The sequence below is a fragment of the Bacillus cereus group sp. MYBK15-3 genome (genome assembly GCF_051916765.1).
Lineage (GTDB): Bacteria > Bacillota > Bacilli > Bacillales > Bacillaceae_G > Bacillus_A > Bacillus_A cereus.
In genome coordinates this window covers 330,533-357,431 of the sequence record NZ_JBQAHG010000003.1, presented here as the reverse complement: position 1 = coordinate 357,431, position 26,899 = coordinate 330,533, and the positions used below count along the sequence as shown (strand labels likewise).

The following is a 26,899-nucleotide window of genomic DNA, read 5'->3' as shown; positions in this document are numbered from 1 at the left end:
TCTAACAATGCCAAAATCAAAAATCACATAGAATCGGAGGGGATGTTATGAAAAGGAAATTACTTGTTCTTCTATTCACCGGAATCATACTATCAGGATGTTCAACTATAGCAGAGAATTCTTTAGAAAGCGGGAAAGGCAGTATGGAATTATTAACACCAACGATCACAGCAAAAGATAATGAGTTAGAAATTAAGACAGAAGGAATTGATGAAAATAAAGTAACTTTTATTTATGTTGCTAATAAAAAAGTGTTAGAACAAAAGCTAAAGAATGGTGAATCCTACAAGCTTAACATTAAAGATATCGAACACGCTCATCGGACAGACTACAAACCAAAAGTTCAACTTTTGCAAACGAAAGATGATAATGATGATGGAGAAATAGTAACCTTCAAACAAGTTAGATATACAGTTAAAAACTGATTTTAAAGTTGTTTCATTATAAATGTAACGAACGAAAATATACTTTTAACAGTAGATAAATGTAGGGGGTGCTAACATGAAAAAACGATGGATTTCTTGGTGGATTGGTAACATATTTTGGATTATCGTTTTTGGAATATGGGCCGCTATTATTTGGCTACGAGATGTTGATGGGGCTGGTGTTATTCAAACACCTGAAATTAAATCAATATCACTTATCGTTTTATTAATTGCGTTTATCATACCGGTATTTTTTCAAATTATATGGCTAATCATTAATTTGAGAATGAGTAAAAAAAATAATTATACGATTTAGTTTTTTTGAATTAATAGATGAATATTTTTCATAAAAAAAGAGAGAAATCTACATCAAAATAGATTCCTCTCTTTTACATTTGGACTTATACCGCACTTTTAATGCAGCACTACTCCTCTTTTTTACGATGCATGTTCATCTTTCTTTTTCATTAACGCTCTTTTCTTCATCGCCTTCGTTAAATATCCACCCTTAAACGAGCGAATTTCATACGAAGACATAAACGCTTTCGGTGCAATTTCATTAATGATTTCTAAAAGCTCTTTCTCCCTAGAACGCTTTGCGACGATATCTAAGCGATAACGTATAGAATTAATACCTTCGCCCTCAAATACTGTAACGCCAAATCCAGAGTGACGTAATTCATCTACTAATTCATTACAACGGTCTAGTAAACTAACTTGATACGTAATATAACCAATTGCTAATTTATTCTCTATATAACCGCCTAATAACAGTCCCGCACTAAAGCCAATGACATAGGCAACGATGTTCATCCAATTTGATAAATCTTGAAACACAATACCTAAACTGACAATGTAAATAGCTCCTTCTAACAATCCAACACCAGCAGCGGATCTTGTTTGATTCTTTACAAGCAAAATCGTACGGATTGTTAATATTGGAACGTAAATAATTTGAAGCACAAAAATAAGTAGCGCTTGTAACATTGGTATCCACCTCTTTCAAAAAGTCTTTTGTCATAATAACATACATAACCTTTAGAAATCGATGGGTTTTTTAAAATTTTTTTATTATTTTTCATACTATTGAAAAACACAAAAAAGAAGCGTATTATATTTGTCATTAATTTGATTACTTGTATCATATCGCTAAACTAAAAAAGGAACCTGATTAGGTCCCTTTCATCATAGCTCTATGTTTTTCGAAGCATGTTCTCTTTGCTTCTCTTCTTCTTTCACTAACTGCATATTTGCATACGCTAAATTTGCAATCATTAAAAAGTGACCACCTAAAATACCTGTACCGAATGCCCACATTTCCATTTCATGCTCAATTTCATACATGATGATAGCTCCTAAAATAGCAGCTGCAAATCGGTTTAAAACTCCTAATCCAGGAGCCTTTTCCTTCATTACGATACTTTTTCCGAGTTTCTCCACTCTGCGAGCTAATAACCAAAGACAATAGGCGCTTACTGCTAATCCAATACCGAACCCTGTCACTTGTTTTCCAAACGGAGTAATCGTCCACATAAGTAGTAAACCACTAAAGATCACATACAATTGTAATCGATATACACGTAAGGCTTCTTGAATCAAAATATCCGCTCCTAAGTTCTCATTTTTTGTACTTTAGAAGAAAAGCAGCAACTTACACAGTTGCTGCTTTCTCTTCTTCTTCTTGTTCTTGTTCCATCTTACGAATTTCAACACGTTTAATTTGGTAAGCGTCTTTTTCTAACACTTTAAATTCATAACCTTCCGCCTCAACGTGTTGTCCTTCTTCGATTTCATGATTTTGCATCATAATCCATCCACCGATTGTATCCACATCATCTTCTTCGATGTGTAATCCAAATAAATCTTTCACTTCTGAGATAAGCACTTTTCCATCAACAATGATATGTTGCTCGTTCACATGTTGAATTGGCGGTGCTTCATCTTCATCATATTCGTCACGAATTTCGCCGACGATTTCCTCCAAGATATCTTCAAGCGTTACAATTCCGGCTGTTCCTCCGTACTCATCATATAAAACAGCCATCGGAATTCGCTTCTTCTGCATTTGAAGTAATAAATCGTGAATTGGAGTCGTTTCCATCACTTCAATAATCGGACGCATATACGAGCGAATAGATGATAAATCTTTTTGATCCTCGGTCATATATCGAATAAAGAAATCTTTTACGTTGACCATACCGATAATATCATCTTTATCTTCTCCAAAAATCGGATAACGTGTGTATCGCTCATTTTGGATCACTTTCATGTGTTCTTCTACTGAATCTTCCAGGTAGAAACCAACGATTTCTGTTCGCGGTACCATAATCTCTTTTGCAATACGATTATCAAATTCAAAAATGTTATTTACATACTTGTATTCAGCTTGATTAATTTCGCCACTTTCATAGCTATCTGAAAGGATAAGACGTAATTCTTCTTCTGTATGAGCTACTTCATGTTCTGAAGCTGGCTTTAAACCGAATAAACCAGTTATCACACGAGCTGAACCGTTCAATACCCAAATAAATGGATACATTACTTTATAGAACATCATTAATGGACCTGCCAATAATAACGTTACCCTTTCAGCCTTTTGAATTGCCATCGTTTTCGGAGCTAATTCCCCTACTACAACGTGTAAATACGTCATAATCATAAAAGCAAGACCAAATGTTAATACTGATGAAATAGAAGGATTTAAGTTCCATTTCTCAAATAACGGGTGTAATAACTTTTCAATTGTCGGTTCACCTAACCAACCTAATCCCATAGCTGTAACTGTAATACCTAATTGACAAGCAGATAAATATTCATCTAAATTTGTTGTTACTTTTTTCGCTGCTAAAGCACCGCGTTTTCCTTCCGCAACAAGCTGATCGATACGACTTGAACGTATCTTTACAATCGCAAACTCTGCTGCTACGAAAAATCCAGTAAATGCGATTAAAATCGCAACCATGACTAAATTAAATATTTCCAATGAATCCCCTTAGTTAAAAAACTAAGGTGTCCACCTCCTGTATACTATAATGTTTTCTTATTTGTTCGTTAGAAAACATAGCCCGATACAAAAATTAAAGAGGTCGGATTTCACTTATTCTATAATAATAGAGCAAGTGTCTGTATTAAAGCTGTCGTTTGACCAGATAAAGATTTCGATATTTTTTCACGTTGTGAATCAGTCAATCCATCTAAAAGCGGCTTTAACTCAGTAAGCTCCACTTCTAATTGATGAATATGGTCTGTCACTTCATTCACTTGTTTCGAAACGTGTTCATTGATACCGAGCAGCTTCTTCTTCTCCTCGATTTTCTCTTTAATCTCACAAAGCGGCATATGCATTTCTTTGCACTTCTCAATAAATTGTAATGTCTCAAATGCTGTTTCGTCGTAATAGCGATAATTAGATTGAGATCGCTCCGCTTTTAAGATACCTAGATTCGTATAATAATCAATCGTTCGTTTCGACACGTGAGCCATGAGAGCCAACTGTCCGATTCGATACACCTTCCCAACGATCTTCCCCCCTTGTTTATATTACTTACATCATACAATACATAAACTGTACAGTCAAACGTGACGGTTTATTATTCACAATTTATACAAAATCCCAATCTCCTCCTATGATGATTCAATACGAGTAATCTACACTTATACAATAAAATTACTAAACTACTACCTAATCACTACATTGTCTGCCACTTTTAACCTTTCTTATTTAAAAGCATATCCTACTAATAATGATTGCTTGTATAGGAGGGAATTAATATGAAAAAGACAATCATTTCTCATTTTTATAATGAAGAATACCTACTTCCATGGTGGCTTATGCATCACACGAAAATATTCGATCACGGCATTTTAATTAATAGAGGGTCTACAGATCGTTCCGTAGAGATTTGTAAACTATTAGCACCCCACTGGGAAGTACGAAATTCAAGATTTCTTGAGTTTGATCCAACTAATACTGATATTGAAGTGATGGAAATTGAAAGAGAAGTTTCAGGTTGGAAAATCGTTTTAAATACTACTGAATTCTTTTGTTGTAATAATACTGAAGAATTTTTTTCATCTCTTCATACACTAGGCCAAAACATGTATGCGATTAGAATGATTTTAATGATAGATAATCATAATTATAATTATTCAAAGCCTAGATATTCTATCCCCTTAGTAGAACAGCGATACCACGGTGTCTTCCCTTATAACCCAAATCTCGGATGTGCTTGGAGATTTATTCACAATCATCTAGACGGTGCATATTTACCTGGTAGACATCATTCGCGGCACGGATATATAATTTATGACTATCCTTCATTTATTTTAAAATTTTATTTTAGCCCTTGGAATGAACAATCAAAAGCAAGAAAATTACAAATTACACCTACCCTTTCAAAAAGGGGTGTTCAAATGGGACTTCAAACACATTACGGTCAATCTCCTGAAGTACTGGACATACGTTTTTTAGAGCTTAGTAACCTAACACAAGACCTCCGTCATAACCCTGAATATCAAAAATTATTTCCAAAATTCAAACCGTAATATTTTCTGCATCGTCATCACCTCAAACATTTTCATTCACTTAATCAAAAACAATCTCATTTGCATAAAACATGAATACTGTATAAATAATAAATTTTTATTTTAGGAGGAAAAAATGAAAGCTGTTATTCTTGCTGGTGGGTACGGTACAAGAATTGGGGAAGAAACACATTTAAAACCGAAACCTATGATTGAAATTGGAACAAAACCCATTCTATGGCACATTATGAGTTTGTATAGTCATTACGGGATTACTGAGTTTATTATTTGCTTAGGCTATAAAGGATATGCAATTAAAGAGTTCTTTCTAAATTACAACTTACACATGTCTGATTTCACAATACAGTTAAACGATAATACAATTACTAGCCATTCTCATCGTGTAGAACCATGGAAAGTTACACTAATCGATACTGGTGTAAATACCGAAACGGGTGGCCGAGTGAAAAAGATTAAAAATTATGTCGGAGACGAACCTTTCTGCCTCACTTATGGTGATGGATTAAGTAATGTAAATATAAAAGAACTTATTACATTCCATAAAAAACATGGAAAAATGGCTACTGTTACTGCCGTACAACCTCCTGGTAGATTCGGTTCTCTCATATTAGATAAACAGTCTGTAACATCTTTTCAAGAAAAACCATTAGGTGATGGCGGATGGGTTAACGGTGGATTTTTCGTTTTAAATCCTGAAGTTTTCAATTACATTAGTGGAGATAAGTCTGTTTTTGAAACAGACACTTTAGTTCAGTTAGTAAACAAAAATGAATTGGCCGCATATCAACATTCTGGTTTTTGGCATCCGATGGATACATTGCGCGATAAAAATAAATTAGTCGAGCTATGGGAAAGTAATAACGCTCCGTGGAAGGTTTGGTAATATGGCTTCATCATCTTTTTGGAATAAGAAAAAAGTATTTATTACAGGACATACTGGATTTAAAGGCTCCTGGCTCACCCTTTTCTTAAGTTCTTTAGGTGCAGAAGTAGTAGGCTTTTCTTCTCATCCCCCATCCATTCCTAACACTTTTGAACAAGGTAACGTAGCAAAAGAGTGCACGACAATGAAAGGCGATATTACAGATTACCATTCTTTATTTCATGCCATGAAGCAGCATAAACCTGACATAATATTTCATTTAGCAGCTCAGCCAATCGTAACCGCTTCATACAAAAACCCTATCGATACATTCAAAACGAATGTTTTAGGTACTGTTCACGTGCTAGAAGCAGCAAAGTCCATCGAAAGCGTACGTGCCATTATTAATGTGACAAGCGATAAATGTTATGAGAATGACGGTAGTGGCGACCGAGCGTTCGTGGAAAATGACCGACTAGGAGGTTTCGACCCTTATAGCGCTAGTAAAGCTTGCGCTGAAATAGTGGCAACATCCTATCAAAAATCATTCTTCCGCACTAATACCCAGAAACTCGCCTCAGTCAGAGCTGGTAACGTCATCGGCGGTGGTGATTGGGCAGAAGACCGATTATTCCCTGATATCATTCGGGCATATTTGCACAATCATACTTTGTGTATTCGAAACAAATATGCCGTCCGTCCGTGGCAACATGTTTTAGATCCTTTACATGGCTATATCCTTTTAGCTGAGAAACTTTGGAATGATGCTAAATATGCAGAAGCGTGGAATTTCGGCCCAATGAATGAACCTAACAGAACCGTTCATGATGTTATTGAATCTGTAATAAAATTATGGAATAACCCACTAACAATCATTTCCTCCTCTACAAATACTCCTTATGAATCACCTGTTTTAACACTCGATAGTACAAAAGCAGTAAACAAACTCGGCTGGACTCCTAAGTTATCAACAGATGATGCTATCGCTTGGACTGTTGATTGGTACAAAAAATATGCATCTGGTGAAAATATAGAATCTTTCACACGACAACAAATCGATGCATTCAAAAATTTATAAGGGGGCTATAAAATGGAACAGAAAAAATGCCGTTTTTGCCACTCATTACTAACCAACACTTTTTTAGATTTGGGCGTTTCCCCTCTTGCTAATTCATTTGTAGCTCCTGAAAGCTCATATAAAATGGAACCTTTTTATCCGCTACACACATTTGTTTGTAACTCTTGTTTACTCGTACAGCTAGATGAATTTGAATCCCCGCAAAATATTTTTCATAACTATTTATACTTCAGCTCTTACTCCTCAAGTTGGCTACTACACGCTAAACAATATGTAGAAATGGCGATTAAGCGTTTCAACTTAACGAAACATTCAAAAGTGATTGAAATCGCAAGTAACGATGGGTACTTATTACAATACTTTAAAAAAGAAAATATCGAGACATTGGGAATTGAACCCGCGAAAAACGTAGCAGAAATTGCTATCAAAAAAGGAATTCCTACTCATGTAAATTTTTTCAGTAATGACTTAGCAAAAAAATTGCCACAAGCTGATTTAATCGTCGCAAATAACGTATTAGCACATGTTCCAAACTTGCATGATTTTGTTGCCGGTTTAAAAACGTTATTAAAACAAGATGGCACGATAACAATTGAATTCCCACACTTATTAAACCTCATATCCTTTAAACAGTTCGATACTATCTACCATGAGCACTTTTCCTACTTCTCACTTATAAGCCTTCAAAAAGTTTTAAGTTATCATCATTTACAAATTGTTGATGTAGAAGAACTTTCAACGCATGGTGGTTCCTTACGGATTTTTGTAAACCATCTAAGTGCCCAATCAACTATCCATTCCAATGTTACAAAATTAATTCAAAAAGAAGTCGACCACGGGTTAGATACATTAGATTGCTATCTCCTTTTTTCTAAACGCATCGAACAATTGAAAATAAATATTTTAAAGTTTTTTATTGAAGCGAAAGCTTTAAACAAACAAATTATCGGTTACGGTGCTCCAGCTAAAGGAAACACCCTTTTGAATTATTGCGGGATAGGTAAAGAATTTCTAGCTTATACAGTAGATAAAAATCCTCACAAACAAAATCTCCTTTTACCAGGAACTCGTATTCCAATAAAATCTCCAGCAGAAATTAAACGTACAAAACCGGATTACATTCTTATACTTCCTTGGAATTTGAAAGACGAAATTATGAAAGAATGCTCTTTCATTCGTGAATGGGGCGGTAAATTTTTAGTGACGGTTCCAGAAATTGAGGTGATCGAGCCATGAAGAAAGTTGTTGTAACAGGTGGTAGTGGCTGGATAGGTAAATATGTTGTACATTCACTTATACAAAAGGGATATGAAGTGCACGCCACGTATAATAAAAATAACCCCTCTCACCTCCCTTGCCATTGGCATAAAGTAAACTTGCTTCGCGATGACGAAGTAAAACAATTCATTTCGGATGTTCAGCCTAGCCATCTCATTCACCTTGCTTGGGAAGCAGTGCCACCAGCATGCTATGTATCTATTAATAATTACTATTGGCTAAAGTCTAGTATTTCATTGATTCAACACTTCACAACATGCGGCGGAAAGCGTGTTGTCGTTGCAGGTACTGGCGCAGAGTACGAATGGTTTAACGGCGTATTATTTGAAGATTCACCGCTCCTTTCCTATAAAACCCCGTATTCTTTATGTAAAAATGCACTGCACTCCTGGCTAGAAACGTATGCACAACAAACAGGCCTCAGCATGTGTTGGGGCCGCATTTTTCATATGTATGGACCTCACGAACAAGGTAATCGGCTCGTTTCTAACATTATCACTTCCTTATTAAAAAACGAGGAAGCACTATGTACACATGGAAAACAATCGAGAGATTTCCTCCATGTGAGTGACGTCGCTGACGCTCTCGTAACAATATTAGAACACAGCGTTACAGGCACCATCAATATCGCTTCTGGTCAATCTGTACAAATTAAAAAGTTAGCTTCTATCATTGCTAAAAAGATAGGAAAAGAACATTTAATTAAACTAGGTGCAATCCCTTTCTCTAAAGATGAACCTTTATTTGTCGGGGTTAATGTAGAACGTTTAAAAACTGAAGTAAACTGGAAACCAACATACGATCTAAATACAGGAATTGAAGAAACAATTTTATGGTGGAAATCATTTATACAAAAACATAACGATATGCATCATTAAAACGTAAATCCTTCGTTCCTCTCGCTAATTCCTTATACCATTCTCCTAATCTTTCCGACGTAATAATATGGTGCGTCCCCATTCCCCCATGCTTACTAGCTTCAGAAAGAGTCGGACCAATTTGTAACTTTCTCTTTCTCATCGCATCGTTCCACGGACTAAACCCAAACCATAATATACAGGCAAGAGGTGGATAAATCATCGATTCATGCGCAGATAAATGTCTTCCAACCGTATAACTTCCATGCTCATGATTATGAATAAATCTACCTCTTCTCCATAACGGCCAATCTTCTGGTAAATAACCATGAAATCGCTGTTTCATTAAAGGTATTCCAAAGTTAAGGTCCGGATAGTTGTAGTTAGGATCATCAACCATAATAAGCCCGTCCAGCCAATACATCCTCCCCCCCAATTCATTTAGCGATTTCCAAAACTGATTTTTATCTTGCACGCAAAGAAACTCAGTCGTATTTAAAATCATTTTCCATCCTTGTACTTCTTGTTCTATCCTCATCACTTCATGATCTGTCGCATATGCATCAAACTCTGGATTTACAGAATCTCGCACCTCCCAATGCGGTGCGAATTTTTTACAAATCTCAACGGAACGATCTGTTGAACCTTTATTAATTAAAATACCATGATCAAAAAGTTTCGTATGATGCATAAGCCACCATGGCAATAAATACTCTTCATTGTAAAAATGTGAAATAACGGTTGTAGTTATAATAATCTCCTCCTCTTTCTCTATTAATCTACTTTTTATCCTACAACCAATATACTCATAAGCAAAAATATGTTTCCTAATTATTGATCAAATATTATTATTAATATTTTTGTAAGTTTTCCTTTGGTACCCAGCCCTTCTCACCATCTCTTCCTTCGCACCAAACCCATCCATTCAATTCTTCTAATCCGATCAATCTTTCTCCAATACTCACATTTAATTCTTTCGCAGTATATTGTTTTATAATAATTCCTGTTCCATTCATATCTTTTCTTATAATTTGCTCCGGAACCCATCCTTTCCGGTTATACTTCTCTTCGTGACAAAACATCCAGTTTTCCCAGTTTTCCGGACCAGCGTAACTCTCTATCATTTTCACTACATCCCCCTCTTCTAAGCGAATTGGATTAGGATAATTGCTAACATGTGATTTTATAACGATATATTTCATAACAACCTCTAATAATCAGAAAATTAAGTTATAATATCATTATAACTTAAAGAGGAGGAATGCACGCATGTACTACAACACTTCATTCGAAAACGATCAACCTGTAGGCCGTCTATAAACTAAGACGGGCTTATAACACATACACTATGCCTCGTCTTAGGGAACTCATATTACCCTAAAAATAGACGGAGGTACTTCAAATGAAACAAACCATTTTAGGAGCTATATGTTTATCACTAGCAGCAAGTATATGGGGCGGTATGTATGTTGTTAGCAAATACGTACTCGATTTTATCCCACCACTAACACTCGTTTGGCTACGCTTTATCATTGCTTTTGTTGTTTTGTATGGCATTTTGAAACTAGCTGAGAAAAAGCAAAAGAAAAAAGTAACCATTCGCAAAAAAGATTGGCTCCTCTTCGCTTGGATAGGATTTATTGGATATTTCATTTCAATCACATGCCAATTTATCGGAACAAAATTATCCGACGCTCATACAGGCTCGTTAGTTACATCAGCTACGCCTGCATTTATGGTTATATTTGCAGCGCTCATTTTGAAAGAAAAACTAACCGCTCATAGACTTTTATCTACTATAATAGCGACAATCGGTGTCATTATCGTAATCGGATGGGATATTGAAATTGGCTCCTATTTTATCGGAACAATCATTTTAGTTGGAGCCGCTATTACGTGGGCCTTACTATCTATTTATGTAAAAATCGCTTCAATCCAATTTTCATCCTTAGTTATTACAACGTATGCCATATTCTTTTCACTCTTTTTTATTACACCTTTTATGATAGGAGAACTACAAACATCCTCTATCGGAACAGTAAATACGTACGTAATATTAGGCGTATTATACTTAGGAATCGTTTCAACAGCAGGTGCCTTTTTCCTTTGGAATAAAGGATTAGACTTAATGGATGCAAGCATCGGTTCCTTATTTTTCTTCTTCCAACCTATCGTTGGATCATTACTTGGTTGGCTCTTATTAAATGAGACATTAAATAGTAACTTTTTCATTGGTGGTATTCTCATTATATGTAGCGTTTTCATTACTACTTTTGAAAAGAAATAAAAAGCAGGCAGAGATTCTTAGTCTCTGCCTGTTCGCATTATTGGATCTTGGTCGTGAAAACCAATACAAATCGGTATATTACTTTGCACTTCACTACGTACACTTATAAAACTACACAGCGTTTTAGCAATTAAATATAAAGTTACACCGACTGCTTTTTCACTTGTGTCAAAGCCATTTCCATTATACATATCTGCTAATTCTACAGACCCCGGCCCCTCAATATTATATGTCCATTCAGATGCCCAATCATCGTCCTCTTCTTCAAGTGGAATATATTCCTCACAAATATAAAACTGACTATCCCATTCGTTATCAAGGTCATACTCAAAATAAATCGCTTTTGATTCTTCATTAGTAGCCATTTCTACAGCTGCATCCAAACCTACTCGAATACTTTCCTTATATGACTCTATATCAATTGCTTTAATTCGTTCTGCATATTCTGCAGACGCTAACATGCTACAAATTTCAAAATACTTCGCTTCTATTTGCTCTACTGCTAACGAAAAGACATCCTCTTGCATCTCTTCTAAATACTGAAATATATCCACACTAAACACTCCTCACTCTTTACGCACTCCAATGCGATGGACGGGATAACATTTTCGGTAATTTCGTATGCTTATCCCCTTTCGCTGCGTTAATTTGAACTTGCGTCAGAAAAATACTATTTGTAAAATCAGCCCCGCGAATATCTGCATCTCTTAAATCTGCTCCGATAAGATCTGCTCCTCTTAAATTTGCTCCATTTAAGTTAGCCGCAATTAAGTAAGCACCCCTTAAATTTGCACCTTGTAAATTTTTCTTTTTCAAATTTGCTCCCATAAGATCTGCTCCGCGGTGAATGATTCGTTTCTTACGTGCAGTATTCATTTCCTTCCATACTAATTCGCTCGTTTCTAAAAGAAGAATGTTCACCTCTGCCCTATGCATTGGAACATTTATTTTCATTAACTCATCTGGATTTAAATTCGAAAGTCGCTCTGTCTCCTCAATTGCGGTCTCCAGCTCTTTATGAATTGGCTGTGTTGCCTTTAAAAGAATCGCTTCATTCAAATACCAAAGCATTTCATGAAGTTGATGCATAACCGGAAAAGCATCGTACATTTTTCTTGCATGCTTTGCATCTTTCCGCCAATCAATCCCTTTAAACGTACCCTGAGAAATCTTCTGCCCAGCACCGAAACACTCAAATACTGTACAACCTTTATAACCTTTTCCTCTAAGATTTTTATGTATACTACATTTAAAATCTGATTGTAAGTTAGAACATGGTTTACCACCATCTTTATTCACTGCAAAATCTACCGATGCTGCGAACGGTAATGCAACGCAACATAGACCGAAGCATTTTTCGCAGTTTGCTTTTAAATGATCGTTATGATTAGTCAAAATCTATACCCCCTGTTGTCTTTTGACTATTTCATAATATTCCAACTGTAATAAATAATCAATTTTAAAATAAACCAGCATCTTTCGTTTCAATTCATAACTTTATCATTCGATTTCCTTTCAATTGAAAAGGACTATTTCTATTTAATGAATTATAATTAAATTATAAATTTTCTAACTAAAAAGGGGACTTATTATGACACTAGAAATGAAAACAAACTGTCAAATTTGCGATCAATCACTCGAACAAGATTCTGAAGCATACATTTGTGTATATGAATGTACATTTTGCGCACCATGTACAGAAGAAAGACATAACGTTTGTCCAAACTGCGGCGGCGAATTAGTACGTAGACCGAAAAAGAAATAATAAAAAGCAAAGCGATATCGCTTTGCTTTTGTTTAGGCATCTGAAATTATATATTTAAAAACTTCACACAAACAGGCTCTGGCACAACAACATCAGATTGTAAAAGTGTTAACTTACCTGTAGATTCATCTCTTGAAAATAACACAAGATTATGTGACTTTTCATTTGTAGCAACAAGAAACTTTTCAGTAGGATCTAATACAAAGTCTCTTGGCCAATTTCCTTCTGTAGATGTATGTTCCACAAATGTAAGCTGGCCTGAGTTTTGATCTACGCTATAAACAGCGATACTATTATGACCACGATTACCTGCATATACAAAGCGGCCGTCAGAAGAAATATGGATAGCACTGCCTTGACTATTTTCATCAAATTGTTCTGGAAGAGTAGAAATATACTGTAATTCTGTAAAGGATCCTTCTTCCGAGTTATATGTTAGCGCAATAACCTCTGAACTAAGCTCCGTCATTACATAAGCGTATTTTCCATTTGGATGAAAAGCAATGTGTCTTGGTCCACTTCCCGGATTCACAGACAGGCTATTCACTTCTATTAATGTACTATCTTTTACTTCATACGTAATTATTTTATCTATCCCTAAATCAACGCCCACTACATATTTTTCATCAGGAGTATATCCCGCGTAATGTGCATGTGGTTTTTCTTGTCTTTCTTTATTCGGACCTGAACCTTCATGCGCCATAATAGATGAAGCAGGATTTACAGTTCCATTTTCTTCATTTACTTCAAAAGACTCAATCGTTCCTTTATGGTAATTTGCTGTAACTACTGTATGATTTCCACTATCAACACTAATATGACAAGGAGAAGCCCCTTCTACTACTTGTCTATTTTTCGCTTTTAGTTCTCCAGTATGACTGTCAATGGAATAAGCAGCTACACCGCCAGATTCGCCTTCCTTAACAACGGAATAGAGATATTCATTATTTCGGTTAATCGTTACATATGTAGGGTTATCCAACTTAGCGGCAAGTGTTACATTACCAATTTTTTTTGCTTCCGTGTCTAAAATAAACTTATATATTCCTTCACTATTTTCTTTCGTGTATGTTCCAATATATCCGATAAACTCTTTGTTATCCTTCATTTTCATAACCCTCTCTCCCTATATTTTTCATTCATCATACTTCTTAAAATATTTTATGTTGAAAGAGTATCCTAAAAAATCGGAGTACCTCTTTATACGTTACCATATTTTCTTGGTAAATAGCTTTTAAACCCACTTTTTTTGATACGCTGCTATACTTTCATATTCTTCTTCCAATTGACGGGACAAACGGATATAGATTGGCGTTAAATCTTTATATTTTTCCACACTTTCCATGTTTGGCTCATGATGAAAATCTGCACCTACCATTTCAGAAACTACGGATAATGTATCTATTTCACCTAAACTATATAAACCGAGGATTGCAGCTCCTAAGCAAGAGCTTTCGAAACTTTCCGGAACATATACGTCTTGATGGAAAATATCCGCCATCATCTGTCTCCAAAGTTCCGACCTTGCAAAACCGCCTGTCGCTTGAATTTTTTTCGGTTCGCCAATTAGTTCTTTTAAAGCGAGAAGAACTGTATATAAGTTATAAATTACCCCCTCTAAAACAGCACGGATAAGATGTTCTTTTTTATGATGCAATCCGAGTCCAAAGAAAGATCCTCGTGCATTTGCATTCCATAAAGGAGCTCTTTCCCCTGCTAAATACGGGTGAAATAATAAACCATCAGATCCAGGATTCACTTTTGCTGCTATTTCAGTAAGCACCTCATATGGATCTTTTCCTAAGCGCTTTGCAAGTTCAATCTCTGAAGTGCCCAATTGGTCACGAGCCCATCTGAAAATCATACCACCGTTATTAACTGGACCACCGATTACCCAATGGTCTTCAGTTAACGCATAACAAAAAATTCTACCTTTTGGATCTGTTACAGGACGATTTGTTACAGCACGTATCGCACCGCTTGTACCAATTGTAACAGCCACAACGCCAGGATCTATTGCATTTACACCTAAATTAGATAGTACTCCATCACTCGCTCCTACTACAAAAGGCGTAGAAACAAGTACATTCATCTCTTTGGCAAGCTCTTCATCTAATCCTGTTAAACTGTGCGTTGTTGGAACAAGCTTTGAAAGCTTTTTATCTGTAATTCCCGCTACATGTAAAGCCTCTTCATCCCATTTTAAAGATTTTAAATTGAACATTCCTGTCGCTGATGCTATAGAATAATCAATTACATATTCTTTATATAACTTGTAAAAAACATATTCTTTAATAGAAATGAATTTATAACTTTTTGCGAATAACTCTGCCTGCTCATTCTGTAGCCAAACTAATTTCGAAAGTGGTGACATCGGATGAATTGGTGTCCCAGTACGAAGGTAAATTTCATGACCATTCATATCATTCTTTATTTTCTCCGCCCAGCTTGCACTTCTATTATCTGCCCAAGTGATACATCTCGTTAATAGCTCTCCTTTTTCATCTACAGCAATGAGACTATGCATTGCCGAACTAAAAGAGACACAAAGAATATCATTCGGCTGTACACTACTTATTCGTACAGTTTCTTTAATCGTATTTATTACTGCATGAAAGATTTCTTCTGGGTCTTGTTCTGCTGTTTCAGGTGTAGGGGAATATAAAGGATATTCAATTCCATGACTAGCAATAACAGATCCATCAGTAGAAAATAGAACTGATTTTGTACTAGTTGTCCCAATGTCTACACCAATCATATATTTTGAGCTCACCATCTCTTCCTCCTAACAAAAAATTGCTACAGTATCCCACCATAAAAATACATTCCTTTTATCTATTGAAAACGTTGTAAGCCATAATTATCTAAATAGAAACATCTTTATCTTAAACAAACATATCGAGTAGTAAAACTCCTCCAAAAGCGATAAATGAAAGTAATGTTTCTAATACTGTCCATGTTTTAAATGTTTCTTTCACTGTTAAACCTAGGTATTCTTTTACCATCCAGAACCCAGCATCGTTTACGTGAGAAAACATTAACGCTCCTGCACCTGTTGCAATGACGAGTAATTCTAAATTCACACCTGTCGTATTTTCAACGATTGGCGAAACGATACCGGCTGCTGTTGTTAAAGCGACTGTCGCTGACCCTGTCGCAATTCGAATTAACCCAGCTACTATAAATGCTAATACAATTGGAGATAGAGCTAAATGCTCAGACATTTGAGCAATAGCATTCCCTACCCCACTATCGATGAGAATTTGCTTAAATCCCCCGCCGGCACCAATAATCGCAACAATTGAACCGATTGGTAATAAGCTATCTTCTGTTATCTTCTTAATAGCTTTTTTATCGATACCTTGACGAAATCCAAGAAAATAGAACGCCGTAAAACATGCAATCAATAGTGCAATTATAGGACTACCGATTAATGTGACAATCTTCATCAAAGTATTAGAAAGAGGCACATAAGGAGCTGCTGCAGCTAAAACCATTAACATAACAGGTAACAATATAACTAAAAATGAAACTCCTATTCCTGGTAATTTCGTTGATTTTGTATTTACACGAATCAATTCTGGCTCATTTTCAGGAATTACACGTTTGTGAATCCATTTCGCAAATATAGGACCTGCAATAATCGCTGCAAAAAATGTAATAATGAGTGAATACATTAGTACCTTCCCAAGATTCGCTTTATAAATACCAATTGCAACTATGGCCCCTGGATGCGGAGGAACAAGGCCGTGTACGACAGATAGCCCAGCAATTGCTGGTAATGCTATCAATAAAATATTTTGTTTCGTTGTTTTATGAATTGAAATTACTAACGGCAGTAATATTAAAATGCCTACTTCAAAAAACACCGGGATTCCAATAATAAAACCTGCAATTAACATAGCCCATGGTAAGTTTTTTATCCCAAAGGATTTTATAAAGAACTCTGCCACCTGCATTCCAGCACCTGACTCTGCCATCATTTTCCCTAAAATTGTACCTAATACTAAAATACCTACTAAATGCCCGAGAACACTGCCGACTCCCGTTTCATAAGCACTCACTATTTTATCCATTGGCATCCCAGACATAATTGCTAAAAACAAACTTGCAATCGTTAAACTAATAAATGCATGCCATCTCCACCACGATACCCCTAAAATAACAATTACGATTGATAATAATGTAATCATTAAAAGGTACATATTCATACGCAGTTCCCCCCCTTTATGTAAACCCTTTCAAAATTGCTATACAATTAAGAGAACCTATATAGTTCTTTCATGAGTAAGAATTTATATATCGATATACAAATCATCTTCACAAAATAATAATTTATACAAAAAGAATCTCCCTTATCAGAGATACATGTTAACTCACCTCTCTGATAAGGGGATTTCTCTTCCATAATTATAATGTTATTGTGATAAACGCTTCGTGCGATCAATTTTCCCTTTTTTAAAAGTGAATGACACTTTCTTCTCTTGCTGTTTTCACGTAGTAAGACTACAAACTCAGGTTCCAGTTTAAACGATGAAGTTACTTAGGATTTGTCTTCTCATGAAAAACAATTTTCGGAAAGCACCTTCACTTTCATAACATTATAATTTAGGCGCTTTCGCCCAATCAGCAGCAAATTTCTCAATACCTTGGTCTGTTAATGGGTGCATAGCAAGTTGTTCAATTACTTTATAAGGGATTGTTGCAATGTGAGCACCTGCCATCGCTACACGAGTTACATGATCTGGATGTCTAACAGAAGCCGCAATAATTTGTGTATCTAGTTGATGAACATCGAATAATTCAGCAATTTTAGCAACTAATAGTACACCATCTTCAGAAATATCATCTAAGCGTCCTAAAAATGGCGAAACGTACGTTGCACCTGCTCGAGCAGCTAAAAGTGCTTGGTTCACCGTGAAAATAAGTGTAACATTCGTTTTCACACCTTTTTCAGTAAGGTAGCGACAAGCTTCTAATCCTGCTAACGTCATCGGAAGTTTAATTGTAACTTTTTCATCGCCACCGTTAATTTTAATCAGTTCTTCTGCTTGGGCGATCATCTCTTCAGCTGTAACAGCATCTGGCGTTACTTCTGCCGAAACAGATTCAACTTTAGGAACTGCCTGACAAATTTCTGCAATACGGTCTTCAAATTTAATGCCCTCTTTTGCTACTAAAGAAGGATTCGTTGTAACACCAGCTAAAACTCCAAGTTTATATGCTTTTTTTATATCCTCAAGATTTGCAGTATCAATAAAAAATTTCATGATTAATTCCCTCCAGTTTTTAAACGTTGATGAGTTACATGTTTAATATGCTTATCCCGTAAAAGCCCGATTGGTGTGGAATGAAGCCCCTACTTATTAAAGTTTCACTTTATTTCTTTTCTACTGCATGTCCGCCAAATTCATTGCGCAGAGCTGCTACAACTTTTCCTGTAAATGTATCATTGTCTAATGAGCGGTAGCGCATTAATAGAGACATTGCGATAACAGGAGTTGCTGTTTGAAGGTCTAATGCTGTTTCTACTGTCCATTTTCCTTCACCAGAAGAATGCATAACACCCTTAATCTCATCCAGTTTTGCATCTTTAGAAAATGCATTTTCTGTTAATTCCATTAACCAAGAACGAATCACTGAACCGTTGTTCCATACTCTTGATACTTTTTCATAATCGTAGTCAAATTCACTCTTCTCTAGAATCTCAAATCCTTCACCAATAGCAGCCATCATACCGTATTCAATTCCGTTATGAACCATTTTTAAGAAGTGACCACTACCAGCTTTTCCAGCATATAAGAATCCATTTTCTACAGCAGTATCGCGGAAGATAGGTTCAACGATGTCCCAAGCTTCTTGATCTCCTCCGATCATGTAACAAGCACCATTACGAGCGCCTTCCATTCCGCCAGAAGTTCCTGCATCCATAAAGTGAATGCCATCTTTCTTTAATTGCTCATATCGGCGGATAGACTCTTTATAATGTGAATTACCAGCTTCAATTAAAATATCTCCTTTTGATAAAAGTGGTGTAACCTCATCAATAACAGAATCAACAACAGCGTGTGGTACCATTACCCAAAGAATTCTTGGTGATTGTAATGACTGAACAAGTTCACTTAAACTAGATGTACCTGTTGCCCCGTACTCTTTCATTTCTTCTACTGCGCTCGTATTTAAATCAAATGCTACTACTTCATGTTTATGATCCATTAAATTTTTCCCTAAATTTAATCCCATTTTACCTAACCCAATTAATCCTACTTGCATAATATAATTCCTCCTCAAATCATCTTTTATTAAAAATCCATATCACTACAATCTGGAATACCTTTCAGCACTGAAATTTTAATATGTACAGAAAGGTATTCACAGTCATAGCTTAAGAATTCAACACATTTTTTGTAATTTGAACAACATTTTCTGTCTTAAATCCAAATAGATTCATGACTTCAGCTCCAGTACCTGAAGCTCCAAATGTTTCAATTGATAGTACTTTTCCTTCTTGTCCTACATAACGTTCCCAACCAAGAGATACACCCATTTCAAGAGATACTCGTTTCGTTATAGAAGACGGAAGAACGGATTCTTTATATTCGTTCGATTGGTGATCGAATAACTCCCAGCTCGGCATTGCAACGATGCGAACAGAAACTTGATCTTCTTCTAATTTTGCTTTCGCACTAGCAGCTAAGGATACTTCAGAACCTGTCGCAATTAAAATCACATCCGGATTTTCATTCGTTTGTGTTAATACGTAAGCTCCTTTAGAGAGATTCTCTATGTTCGCTTTCGTTTCATTAAACACCGGTAAATTTTGACGGCTCAGTACTAAAACGACTGGACCATCCGTTTGCTGTAAAGCATACGCCCAAGCACTTGCTGTTTCATTTGCATCTGACGGACGGATAACTGTTAGACCAGGAATTGCTCGAAGAGCTGCCAATTGTTCAATTGGTTCATGCGTTGGACCATCTTCTCCTACAGCAATCGAATCATGTGTAAATACGTAAGTAACAGGTAACTTTTGCAGTGCAGCCAGTCGAATGGACGGACGAAGATAATCATTAAATACAAAGAATGTACTTACGAAAGGTTTTACTCCTCCATGAAGCGCCAATCCATTCGCTGCAGCGCCCATTGCATGTTCACGTACACCGAAATATATATTTCGTCCAGCATACGATTCTACCGCGTACACAGCTTCACCTTTTATATCTGTCATAGTGGAATGAGAAAGATCTGCACTTCCACCGAAAATAGAAGGAATCGATTTCACATAATAATTAATAGCTTCCCCACTTGCAACACGAGTGGAAATCGTTTTTTCAGTATCAAAAGATAGAATGTCTTTCGCTTCAATTAAAACCTCACCTGTAATCGCTTTTTCTAATTCATCTGCTAGTGTAGGATTCGACTCTCTGTATGAGTTGAACTGCTCATTCCAGTCATTTTCTTTTTCAATACCTTTTTGTTTCAGTTCATTAAAATGAGCTTTTACTTCTTCAGGTACAAAGAAATCTTCCTCATAATCCCAACCATACACTTGTTTTGTCGCTGTCGCTTCTTCTACTCCAAGCGGATTACCATGTGCTTTGTTCGTTCCAGCAACTTTTGGACTTCCATAACCTATAATGGTTCTAATTTCTATAAGAGTAGGTTGATCCGTATTTTCTTTCGCTGATTGAATAGCTTTTGTAATCGCATCAACATCGTTTCCATCTTCAACTCTTACATATTGCCAATGTACAGATTCTGCCCTTTTCTGAATATCTTCAGAGAAAGCAATGCCTAATTCACCATCAAGTGAAATTTCATTTGAATCATACAGTACAATTAACTTGCCAAGTTTCATATGTCCTGCCATTGACATCGCTTCATAAGCGACACCCTCCATTAAGTCACCATCTCCGACTAAAGCATACGTATTGTGATCTATAATAGAGTGACCATCCTTATTAAACTTCGCTGCTAAATGAGCTTCTGCCATTGCCATTCCGACAGCATTAGCAATCCCTTGTCCTAACGGGCCTGTAGTCGCTTCAACTCCAGGAGTATGACCAAACTCAGGATGTCCTGGTGTTTTACTATTTAACTTTCTGAAATTTTTCAAGTCATCAATTGAAACATCATATCCAGCTAAATGAAGTAAGCTATATAACAGACTAGATCCATGTCCCGCCGATAAAACGAAACGATCACGGTTAAACCATTCTGGGTGATTAGGATTGTAATTTAAATGATTCGCCCATAATGCATAAGCCATTGGTGCTGCTCCCATCGGAAGACCTGGATGACCTGAGTTTGCCGCATTAATAGCATCAATCGATAACGTACGAAGTGTATTCACTGCTAATTGATTTATGTTTTGTGTCATAGTAATCGTCCCCCTAAATGCTTTTATTAAAGAAAGTACTTATTTTTCCGTCTCTTGATCTAACCACCATTTAAATCCACTTTCTTGCAACAGTTCATTAGACGCTTCTGGACCATATGAACCAGACTCATATTCATAAAGCGGCAATAAGTTTTCCTCGAACGCTTCAAGAATTGGTTGTACCCATTCCCATGACAATTCAACTTCTCTCCAATGTGCAAAGAATGTAGCGTCTCCACTCACAGCATCATGAATGAGTCTTTCATACGCTTCAGGTACTCCCACATCCGCTTGCTCACAAGTAAAGTTAATACGCATCGGTTCAATTTCTCCATTTTTCAATGGATTTTTACTGTTTAACTGTAATGAAACGTTCTCACCTGGACTAATTTCAATTATTAATAAGTTAGGTGCTGCATTTGGATTACTATCTTGATATTGCTGTTTTAACGTATTTTTAAATTCAATTACAATACGAGTAGACTTTTCTTTCATTCGTTTGCCTGTTCGTATATAGAAGGGAACGCCAGTCCAAAATGGATTATCGATCCACAGGCGAGCAGCAACAAATGTGTCTATGTTAGAAGAAGGATTTACTCCTGGCTCCTCTTTGTATGCTACAACTTGTCCGCCTTTTATCTCACCTGCAGCGTATTGTCCGCGAATGATATGGCTTTGAACGTCTTCTTTTTTCACTTTACGAAGCGTTTCCATTACCTTTCGCTTTTCCTCTCGAATTTCACATGCATTAACCTTTTCCGGCAGATTCATAGCAGTCATCATTAATATTTGTAACATATGATTTTGAACCATATCTCGAATGGCCCCTGCCTGGTCATAATATCCTGCCCTTTCTTCAACCCCAACTGTTTCACTCGCTGTGATTTGCACATTCGCTATATGTTCTTTATTCCAAATTGATTGGAGAACAGGATTTGCAAATTCTAATGCTTCAAGGTTTTGAATCATCGGTTTACCTAAATAATGATCAATACGGTATATCTCGTCTTCTTCAAACGTGCGACTAAGCTTATCATTCAGCTCACGAGCAGATGTAAGGTCGTGCCCGAATGGTTTCTCAATCATCAGACGTTTCCATCCATCCGTTTTATCAAGTCCGCTTTCCTTAATATTTAAAGCAATGGTCTCGAAAAATTCAGGAGCAACGGAAAGATAAAACATTCTATTTCCTTTTATATGTAATTCTTCTTCCCTTTCACGAACGACTTGTAATAACCTCTCATAGTCTTCCGGCTTACTCACATCTAATGGACAATAGCGAAAATTATCTAGAAAACCTTCCAGTTCCGGAGTACCTTCTTCTCTATGACGGGAAAACGTCTCTATTGATTCTTTTATTCTTTCTTGAAAATCTACATGAGATACTTGACGTCTCCCAAGCCCGATAACGGATATTTGCTTTGGAAGCTTTTGATCTCTATATAAATTATATAGTGCTGGGTAAATTTTGCGTTTCGCTAAGTCCCCTGTCGCTCCAAATAAAACAAAGGTCATTGATTCCAATTTCAGTCCCCCTCTTGTTGTATAATCCTTGTCAATATTTTAAAAATGAATTGTACAGAAGCTCATGTTTTATAAAAACAAAGAGTTATCAAATCCCAATTCTTTTTATACCTTTCGCTTTTTAATTGTCCCCAATATTAATAGTGGCAATTCAAAGCATTTCTACCACAACTTACTTATTTATAGAATTTAACGAAACATTTTATATCAGATTACTTTTAGTAATTAAATAATCTTATGTCTAATATATTAACCACATAAATTATTATCGTCAATAAAAATGTCTTGAATTACATACGATTTATTTCGTAATACTTTTCTAAGTGTATTCCTAGTTACCATTCATTTTCAAAGATAATGATCGTTATAATAAATATCATTTTTATCAAAACATTCAATTAATTTAGCGCTAAACTCACGAGCAGACGTTACATTATAACCAAAAGGCTTCTCTATAATAAGACGATTTAATCCTTTTGTAGCTCACAATCCACTTTCTTTCCTTCATTCATATAAATCTATACTTTTCATATTTCTACTCAAAATTGATAGGCAATACTGTAACACCACATTGTTGCCTATTGTAATCGTTATAACTTTCTTTGTGCTACGAGTGTTATTATAAATCGGCCATAACATGAATAGCAGTACGTACTTTAAAGTGATGTAGCACTTTAAAATACCTATACTAAGTGAGTAATAATAAACATAATGAATAAATCATGCTGCAAAAATAACATCTACCCTTTCTTCAAAAAGCTTTACAGTAGTTTTTAGAAGTACGTTACATTATTTCATTTCATGCACTTTCCTCTTCTTTATATAAAATTCTCACTAACAAAATTCAAAATATTATACTTATTTTTCGTACTTTGCTATGCTATAACCACAAACAGGAGGTATAAACTATGAAAGCACAAATTATCCATTCTTTTGGGGATTCATCTGTATTTCAATTAGAAAAAGTTTCAAAACCAAGACTTTTACCAGGTCATGTTCTAATCGATGTAAAAGCAACAAGTGTAAATCCAATCGATACAAAAATGCGTAGTGGGGCCGTTTCAGCCGTCGCTCCTGAGTTTCCAGCTATATTACACGGCGATGTAGCTGGTATTGTTATTGAAGTAGGAGAAGGTGTTTCGAAATTCAAATCAGGGGATAAAGTATACGGATGTGCCGGAGGTTTTAAAGAAACTGGAGGTGCACTTGCAGAATTTATGCTTGCTGATGCACGATTAATTGCTCACAAACCTAACAATTTAACAATGGAAGAAGCTGCTGCTCTACCATTAGTTGCAATTACAGCTTGGGAATCTTTATTTGATCGTGCAAATATTAAACCTGGTCAAAATGTTCTCATTCATGGAGCTACTGGTGGCGTAGGACACGTAGCCATTCAACTAGCTAAATGGGCAGGCGCTAAAGTTTTTACAACAGCTTCTCAGCAAAACAAAATGGAAATAGCCCATCGTTTAGGAGCCGATATAGCTATTAATTATAAAGAAGAATCTGTTCAAGAATATGTACAAAAACATACGAACGGAAACGGATTTGAAGTTATATTTGATACAGTAGGCGGCAAGAATCTTGATCATTCTTTTGAAGCTGCTGCGGTCAATGGAACTGTCATAACTATTGCAGCTCGTTCAACCCATGACCTCTCTCCTTTACACGCAAAAGGACTCTCTCTGCACGTTACTTTTATGGCATTAAAAATATTACATACAGATAAGCGTAATGATTGCGGAGAAATCTTAACGAAAATAACGCAAATTGTAGAAGAAGGAAAACTTCGTCCATTGCTAGATTCTAAATCTTTTACGTTTGATGAAGTTGCACAAGCACATGAATATTTGGAGTCAAATAAAGCAATAGGTAAAATAGTTTTGAAAAACGTTTGGTAACTTTCACTAAATAATACAAATAACAAATGTTTGTTGTTTGAAAATAACAGCGAGATCGCTTCGCCTTATCTTTTTCTTAAGAGGCGTGCCACAACCTTAAAAGCTTTCCATCCTTTACAACAAGTAAAAAAATAACAGCTGAATTTTGAGGCGGGGTCTTACCGCCCGGCAAATAGCGGGATAACATTCAAAAACCTTGCAGAAAAATTCTACAAGGTTTTTGTCTATAAATACAAATTAATCACTATATTAAAATGAAAGAGTTTGCAATTCATCACAATAATATTAAATATACGCTGCTTTAAAGGCTTGTTGGACAGCTTGTACTTCTAATGAGTCTTTACCATATAAGTTCGTTGCTACACGAATACAAGCTTCTTTTAATTCTTTAAAATCAGAAGTCATATTTAATTCATCCGTATTTGCATAATAGAAAATATCAAACATTTTATCTTCTCCAATGCCATGTACGTTTACTCCATTATGGCTTCCACCACTAGCAATCAAGTAAGCTACTTTATTAATAATGCTAGAGTTCGTGTGTACACCACCATGATCGTGGTCAGCATCAATAGGTAAGTTATTATAATGCCTATAATCCTCTGGATATCTAGAAGAGATAGATGATGGGTTTTTCATATCTCTAAAAATACGACCTGATTGTTCTCCCATTGTCCAATTGAACTTTCCGTTATTGGCATACTTTTCAACGGCTACTCCTAAAATATCAGATAACGCTTCATTAATTGCACCAGCTTCTCCCGCGTACTCAAGTCCAGACTCATTTCTTGTAACCGCGTGTGTAAATTCATGTCCTGCCACATCAAATGCTCTAACAATTGGATCTCCGTATACTAGCATAGCGCCATTACTAAATGCATTAAACCACTGCTTAGGATTTCCTTTATTCGTACCATTTGTGTTCCAACCATGAACGACAGAAATTACTTTTTGTCCGTTATTATCAAAGCTGTTACGGCCATATTTTTCTTGATAAAAATCATATACTTTCGTTGCTAAATAATGGGCACTAACTGCTTTAGGATCTGTAAAATTTGTAGAATTACTTGTTACTAAATCATCGAGATAACCCCATACATTTCTTCTATAATTATTATAATCTTTATAATTAGCAGTATATGTTTCAATTCCCTTACCACGAGAATAATCTGCAAGCATGTACGTTCCATCACTTCTTTGTGTAATTCCAAACGTACGATTAATACCTAAGTCATCTTTTCCTGTACCTGTTAATTTTGAAGGATCTGTTGATTTATTTGATGTCGCAGATTGGACAATACTACTCTCTACTTGTATACCCAATTTTTGAACGAGTTCTTTTAATAGATTACCACCAAAAGCATCAATTAATACTGTACCGGATACATATTCAGGTGTAGATGCACTAAAAGTAATTTGATATGCGTTTGTAGCTTTATTTGTATTTTCATCTACATATACCACTTGTTTAATTTCTGGTTCTTCAATAAATGTGAGATCATTTCCATAGATGTTGAAAAGCTGTTTCTTTGCATCCTCTTCTGATAGAGTAATAGGTTGTTTCAAATCTTCCTGTTGTTGTAAATCTTGGGCACTATCTCCCGAAACGCTCGTAAGTACACCATCATCATTAATATGTGCTGTTAGTTGATATCCGTATACATCACGTCCTTCATACGTTTGTTGAAGACGTACCAATGTAGTACCATCATAGGATTTACGACTTTGCGTAACATTATAATTAACTTTGGATTCCGTATTAACTTGCTTTGATGATAATGCTTGTTCTGTTTTTCCTTTTAGTGCATCCTTTGCTACATTTTCTGCCGAATTTTGAGAAGGTGCTGTTAAATTACCTGTTCGGAACGTATCTTCCTTTGTTTCCACTTTTAAATCTTCTGTTTCCGCATGTACTCCTCCATAAGGCATAATCGCCGATAACACCACTCCTGTAGTTAGACCTACCTTTACGAAATTATTCATATTTTTACTCC

General features: G+C 35.9%; 26 protein-coding genes and 1 pseudogene. 10 read left to right on the top strand and 17 right to left on the bottom strand.

Annotated elements, in window-relative coordinates; translation table 11 throughout:
- Positions 1 to 47: 47 nt before the first annotated feature.
- Positions 48 to 425 carry a hypothetical protein gene (locus ACTFR8_RS15935; RefSeq protein ID WP_000823781.1) on the top strand — a complete coding sequence of 126 codons (378 nt, stop codon included), beginning with the start codon at positions 48 to 50 and terminating at the stop codon, positions 423 to 425.
- A 76-nt stretch (positions 426 to 501) separates the two neighbouring features.
- Positions 502 to 741, top strand: a complete 240-nt coding sequence (locus ACTFR8_RS15930) for a DUF3923 family protein (RefSeq protein ID WP_000747679.1) — start codon at positions 502 to 504, stop codon at positions 739 to 741.
- 122 nt (positions 742 to 863) lie between these two features.
- Here the strand turns inward: ACTFR8_RS15930 and ACTFR8_RS15925 are convergent, their stop codons facing one another.
- The 4 genes from ACTFR8_RS15925 to ACTFR8_RS15910 all read right to left on the bottom strand — a co-directional run bounded on the left by ACTFR8_RS15925 (position 864) and on the right by ACTFR8_RS15910 (position 3,935).
- Positions 864 to 1,412, bottom strand: a complete 549-nt coding sequence (locus tag ACTFR8_RS15925) for a DUF2179 domain-containing protein (protein WP_000938438.1) — start codon at positions 1,410 to 1,412, stop codon at positions 864 to 866.
- Positions 1,413 to 1,610: 198 nt separating this feature from the next.
- Positions 1,611 to 2,024: an ATP synthase subunit I gene (locus ACTFR8_RS15920; protein ID WP_000613876.1), complete on the bottom strand. Its 414-nt coding sequence runs from the start codon at positions 2,022 to 2,024 to the stop codon at positions 1,611 to 1,613.
- Positions 2,025 to 2,076: 52 nt separating this feature from the next.
- Complete coding sequence (locus ACTFR8_RS15915; RefSeq protein ID WP_000402257.1) at positions 2,077 to 3,408, bottom strand: hemolysin family protein; 1,332 nt, start codon at positions 3,406 to 3,408, stop codon at positions 2,077 to 2,079.
- A gap of 119 nt (positions 3,409 to 3,527) precedes the next feature.
- Complete coding sequence (locus tag ACTFR8_RS15910) at positions 3,528 to 3,935, bottom strand: MerR family transcriptional regulator (RefSeq protein WP_000285635.1); 408 nt, start codon at positions 3,933 to 3,935, stop codon at positions 3,528 to 3,530.
- Positions 3,936 to 4,196: 261 nt separating this feature from the next.
- Here ACTFR8_RS15910 and ACTFR8_RS15905 point away from each other — a divergent pair, with 261 nt between their 5' ends.
- The 5 genes from ACTFR8_RS15905 to ACTFR8_RS15885 all read left to right on the top strand — a co-directional run bounded on the left by ACTFR8_RS15905 (position 4,197) and on the right by ACTFR8_RS15885 (position 9,066).
- The gene (locus ACTFR8_RS15905) at positions 4,197 to 4,970 is read left to right on the top strand and encodes a glycosyltransferase family 2 protein (protein ID WP_000750974.1); all 774 of its coding nucleotides are present in this window, start codon (positions 4,197 to 4,199) and stop codon (positions 4,968 to 4,970) included.
- Between the two features lie 115 nt (positions 4,971 to 5,085).
- The gene (gene rfbF / locus ACTFR8_RS15900; RefSeq protein ID WP_000648800.1) at positions 5,086 to 5,853 is read left to right on the top strand and encodes a glucose-1-phosphate cytidylyltransferase; all 768 of its coding nucleotides are present in this window, start codon (positions 5,086 to 5,088) and stop codon (positions 5,851 to 5,853) included.
- A 1-nt stretch (position 5,854) separates the two neighbouring features.
- Positions 5,855 to 6,910: a CDP-glucose 4,6-dehydratase gene (gene rfbG / locus ACTFR8_RS15895; RefSeq protein WP_000168666.1), complete on the top strand. Its 1,056-nt coding sequence runs from the start codon at positions 5,855 to 5,857 to the stop codon at positions 6,908 to 6,910.
- A gap of 12 nt (positions 6,911 to 6,922) precedes the next feature.
- A complete protein-coding gene (locus tag ACTFR8_RS15890; protein WP_000435776.1) occupies positions 6,923 to 8,146 on the top strand; it encodes a class I SAM-dependent methyltransferase in 1,224 nt (407 codons plus the stop codon).
- Positions 8,143 to 9,066, top strand: a complete 924-nt coding sequence (locus ACTFR8_RS15885) for an NAD-dependent epimerase/dehydratase family protein (RefSeq protein WP_000758375.1) — start codon at positions 8,143 to 8,145, stop codon at positions 9,064 to 9,066. The genes ACTFR8_RS15890 and ACTFR8_RS15885 overlap by 4 nt, the downstream gene beginning before the upstream one ends.
- Here the strand turns inward: ACTFR8_RS15885 and ACTFR8_RS15880 are convergent.
- The gene (locus ACTFR8_RS15880; RefSeq protein WP_076774856.1) at positions 9,035 to 9,835 is read right to left on the bottom strand and encodes a glycosyltransferase family 2 protein; all 801 of its coding nucleotides are present in this window, start codon (positions 9,833 to 9,835) and stop codon (positions 9,035 to 9,037) included. The two genes, ACTFR8_RS15885 and ACTFR8_RS15880, sit on opposite strands and share 32 nt — an antisense overlap.
- 61 nt (positions 9,836 to 9,896) lie before the next feature.
- On the bottom strand, positions 9,897 to 10,247 hold the full coding sequence (locus tag ACTFR8_RS15875; RefSeq protein ID WP_000875289.1) for an SH3 domain-containing protein: 351 nt from the start codon (positions 10,245 to 10,247) through the stop codon (positions 9,897 to 9,899).
- Between the two features lie 200 nt (positions 10,248 to 10,447).
- Between ACTFR8_RS15875 and ACTFR8_RS15870 the strand changes: the two genes are divergently transcribed.
- A complete protein-coding gene (locus ACTFR8_RS15870; RefSeq protein ID WP_000814730.1) occupies positions 10,448 to 11,332 on the top strand; it encodes a DMT family transporter in 885 nt (294 codons plus the stop codon).
- A gap of 17 nt (positions 11,333 to 11,349) precedes the next feature.
- Here the strand turns inward: ACTFR8_RS15870 and ACTFR8_RS15865 are convergent, their stop codons facing one another.
- Both ACTFR8_RS15865 and ACTFR8_RS15860 read right to left on the bottom strand, forming a co-directional pair.
- Entirely contained in the window at positions 11,350 to 11,886 is a 537-nt protein-coding gene (locus ACTFR8_RS15865; protein WP_000350928.1) for a hypothetical protein, read from the bottom strand.
- Between the two features lie 19 nt (positions 11,887 to 11,905).
- Positions 11,906 to 12,727, bottom strand: a complete 822-nt coding sequence (locus ACTFR8_RS15860) for a pentapeptide repeat-containing protein (RefSeq protein ID WP_000181431.1) — start codon at positions 12,725 to 12,727, stop codon at positions 11,906 to 11,908.
- Between the two features lie 196 nt (positions 12,728 to 12,923).
- On the opposite strand from ACTFR8_RS15860, the gene ACTFR8_RS15855 reads away from it, so the two are divergent.
- Complete coding sequence (locus ACTFR8_RS15855) at positions 12,924 to 13,097, top strand: DUF1272 domain-containing protein (protein WP_000171492.1); 174 nt, start codon at positions 12,924 to 12,926, stop codon at positions 13,095 to 13,097.
- A gap of 46 nt (positions 13,098 to 13,143) precedes the next feature.
- Here the strand turns inward: ACTFR8_RS15855 and ACTFR8_RS15850 are convergent, their stop codons facing one another.
- From ACTFR8_RS15850 to ACTFR8_RS15815, 8 genes and pseudogenes are all read right to left on the bottom strand, one after another.
- Positions 13,144 to 14,211 (bottom strand): lactonase family protein, encoded by a 1,068-nt coding sequence (locus ACTFR8_RS15850; RefSeq protein WP_000782205.1) that lies wholly within the window; start codon positions 14,209 to 14,211, stop codon positions 13,144 to 13,146.
- 120 nt (positions 14,212 to 14,331) lie between these two features.
- Complete coding sequence (gene gntK / locus ACTFR8_RS15845; RefSeq protein ID WP_004419966.1) at positions 14,332 to 15,873, bottom strand: gluconokinase; 1,542 nt, start codon at positions 15,871 to 15,873, stop codon at positions 14,332 to 14,334.
- A 109-nt stretch (positions 15,874 to 15,982) separates the two neighbouring features.
- Positions 15,983 to 17,308 carry a gluconate permease GntP gene (gene gntP, locus ACTFR8_RS15840; protein ID WP_050822006.1) on the bottom strand — a complete coding sequence of 442 codons (1,326 nt, stop codon included), beginning with the start codon at positions 17,306 to 17,308 and terminating at the stop codon, positions 15,983 to 15,985.
- A gap of 390 nt (positions 17,309 to 17,698) precedes the next feature.
- Positions 17,699 to 18,367 carry a fructose-6-phosphate aldolase gene (gene fsa / locus ACTFR8_RS15835; RefSeq protein WP_000667676.1) on the bottom strand — a complete coding sequence of 223 codons (669 nt, stop codon included), beginning with the start codon at positions 18,365 to 18,367 and terminating at the stop codon, positions 17,699 to 17,701.
- 109 nt (positions 18,368 to 18,476) lie between these two features.
- Positions 18,477 to 19,370 carry a phosphogluconate dehydrogenase (NAD(+)-dependent, decarboxylating) gene (gene gnd, locus ACTFR8_RS15830; RefSeq protein WP_001195925.1) on the bottom strand — a complete coding sequence of 298 codons (894 nt, stop codon included), beginning with the start codon at positions 19,368 to 19,370 and terminating at the stop codon, positions 18,477 to 18,479.
- A gap of 112 nt (positions 19,371 to 19,482) precedes the next feature.
- Positions 19,483 to 21,477, bottom strand: coding sequence for a transketolase (gene tkt, locus ACTFR8_RS15825; RefSeq protein ID WP_000193047.1), 1,995 nt, complete (start codon positions 21,475 to 21,477; stop codon positions 19,483 to 19,485).
- Positions 21,478 to 21,516: 39 nt separating this feature from the next.
- On the bottom strand, positions 21,517 to 23,001 hold the full coding sequence (gene zwf / locus ACTFR8_RS15820) for a glucose-6-phosphate dehydrogenase (protein ID WP_000445364.1): 1,485 nt from the start codon (positions 22,999 to 23,001) through the stop codon (positions 21,517 to 21,519).
- A 348-nt stretch (positions 23,002 to 23,349) separates the two neighbouring features.
- Positions 23,350 to 23,502 (bottom strand): annotated as a pseudogene (locus ACTFR8_RS15815) (glucose-6-phosphate dehydrogenase); the annotation flags it as partial.
- A gap of 407 nt (positions 23,503 to 23,909) precedes the next feature.
- On the opposite strand from ACTFR8_RS15815, the gene ACTFR8_RS15810 reads away from it, so the two are divergent.
- On the top strand, positions 23,910 to 24,905 hold the full coding sequence (locus tag ACTFR8_RS15810) for a zinc-dependent alcohol dehydrogenase family protein (protein ID WP_000647265.1): 996 nt from the start codon (positions 23,910 to 23,912) through the stop codon (positions 24,903 to 24,905).
- 285 nt (positions 24,906 to 25,190) lie between these two features.
- On the opposite strand, the gene ACTFR8_RS15805 is transcribed toward ACTFR8_RS15810, so the two are convergent.
- Positions 25,191 to 26,888 (bottom strand): M4 family metallopeptidase, encoded by a 1,698-nt coding sequence (locus ACTFR8_RS15805; protein ID WP_001058948.1) that lies wholly within the window; start codon positions 26,886 to 26,888, stop codon positions 25,191 to 25,193.
- Between the last annotated feature and the right edge of the window lie 11 nt (positions 26,889 to 26,899).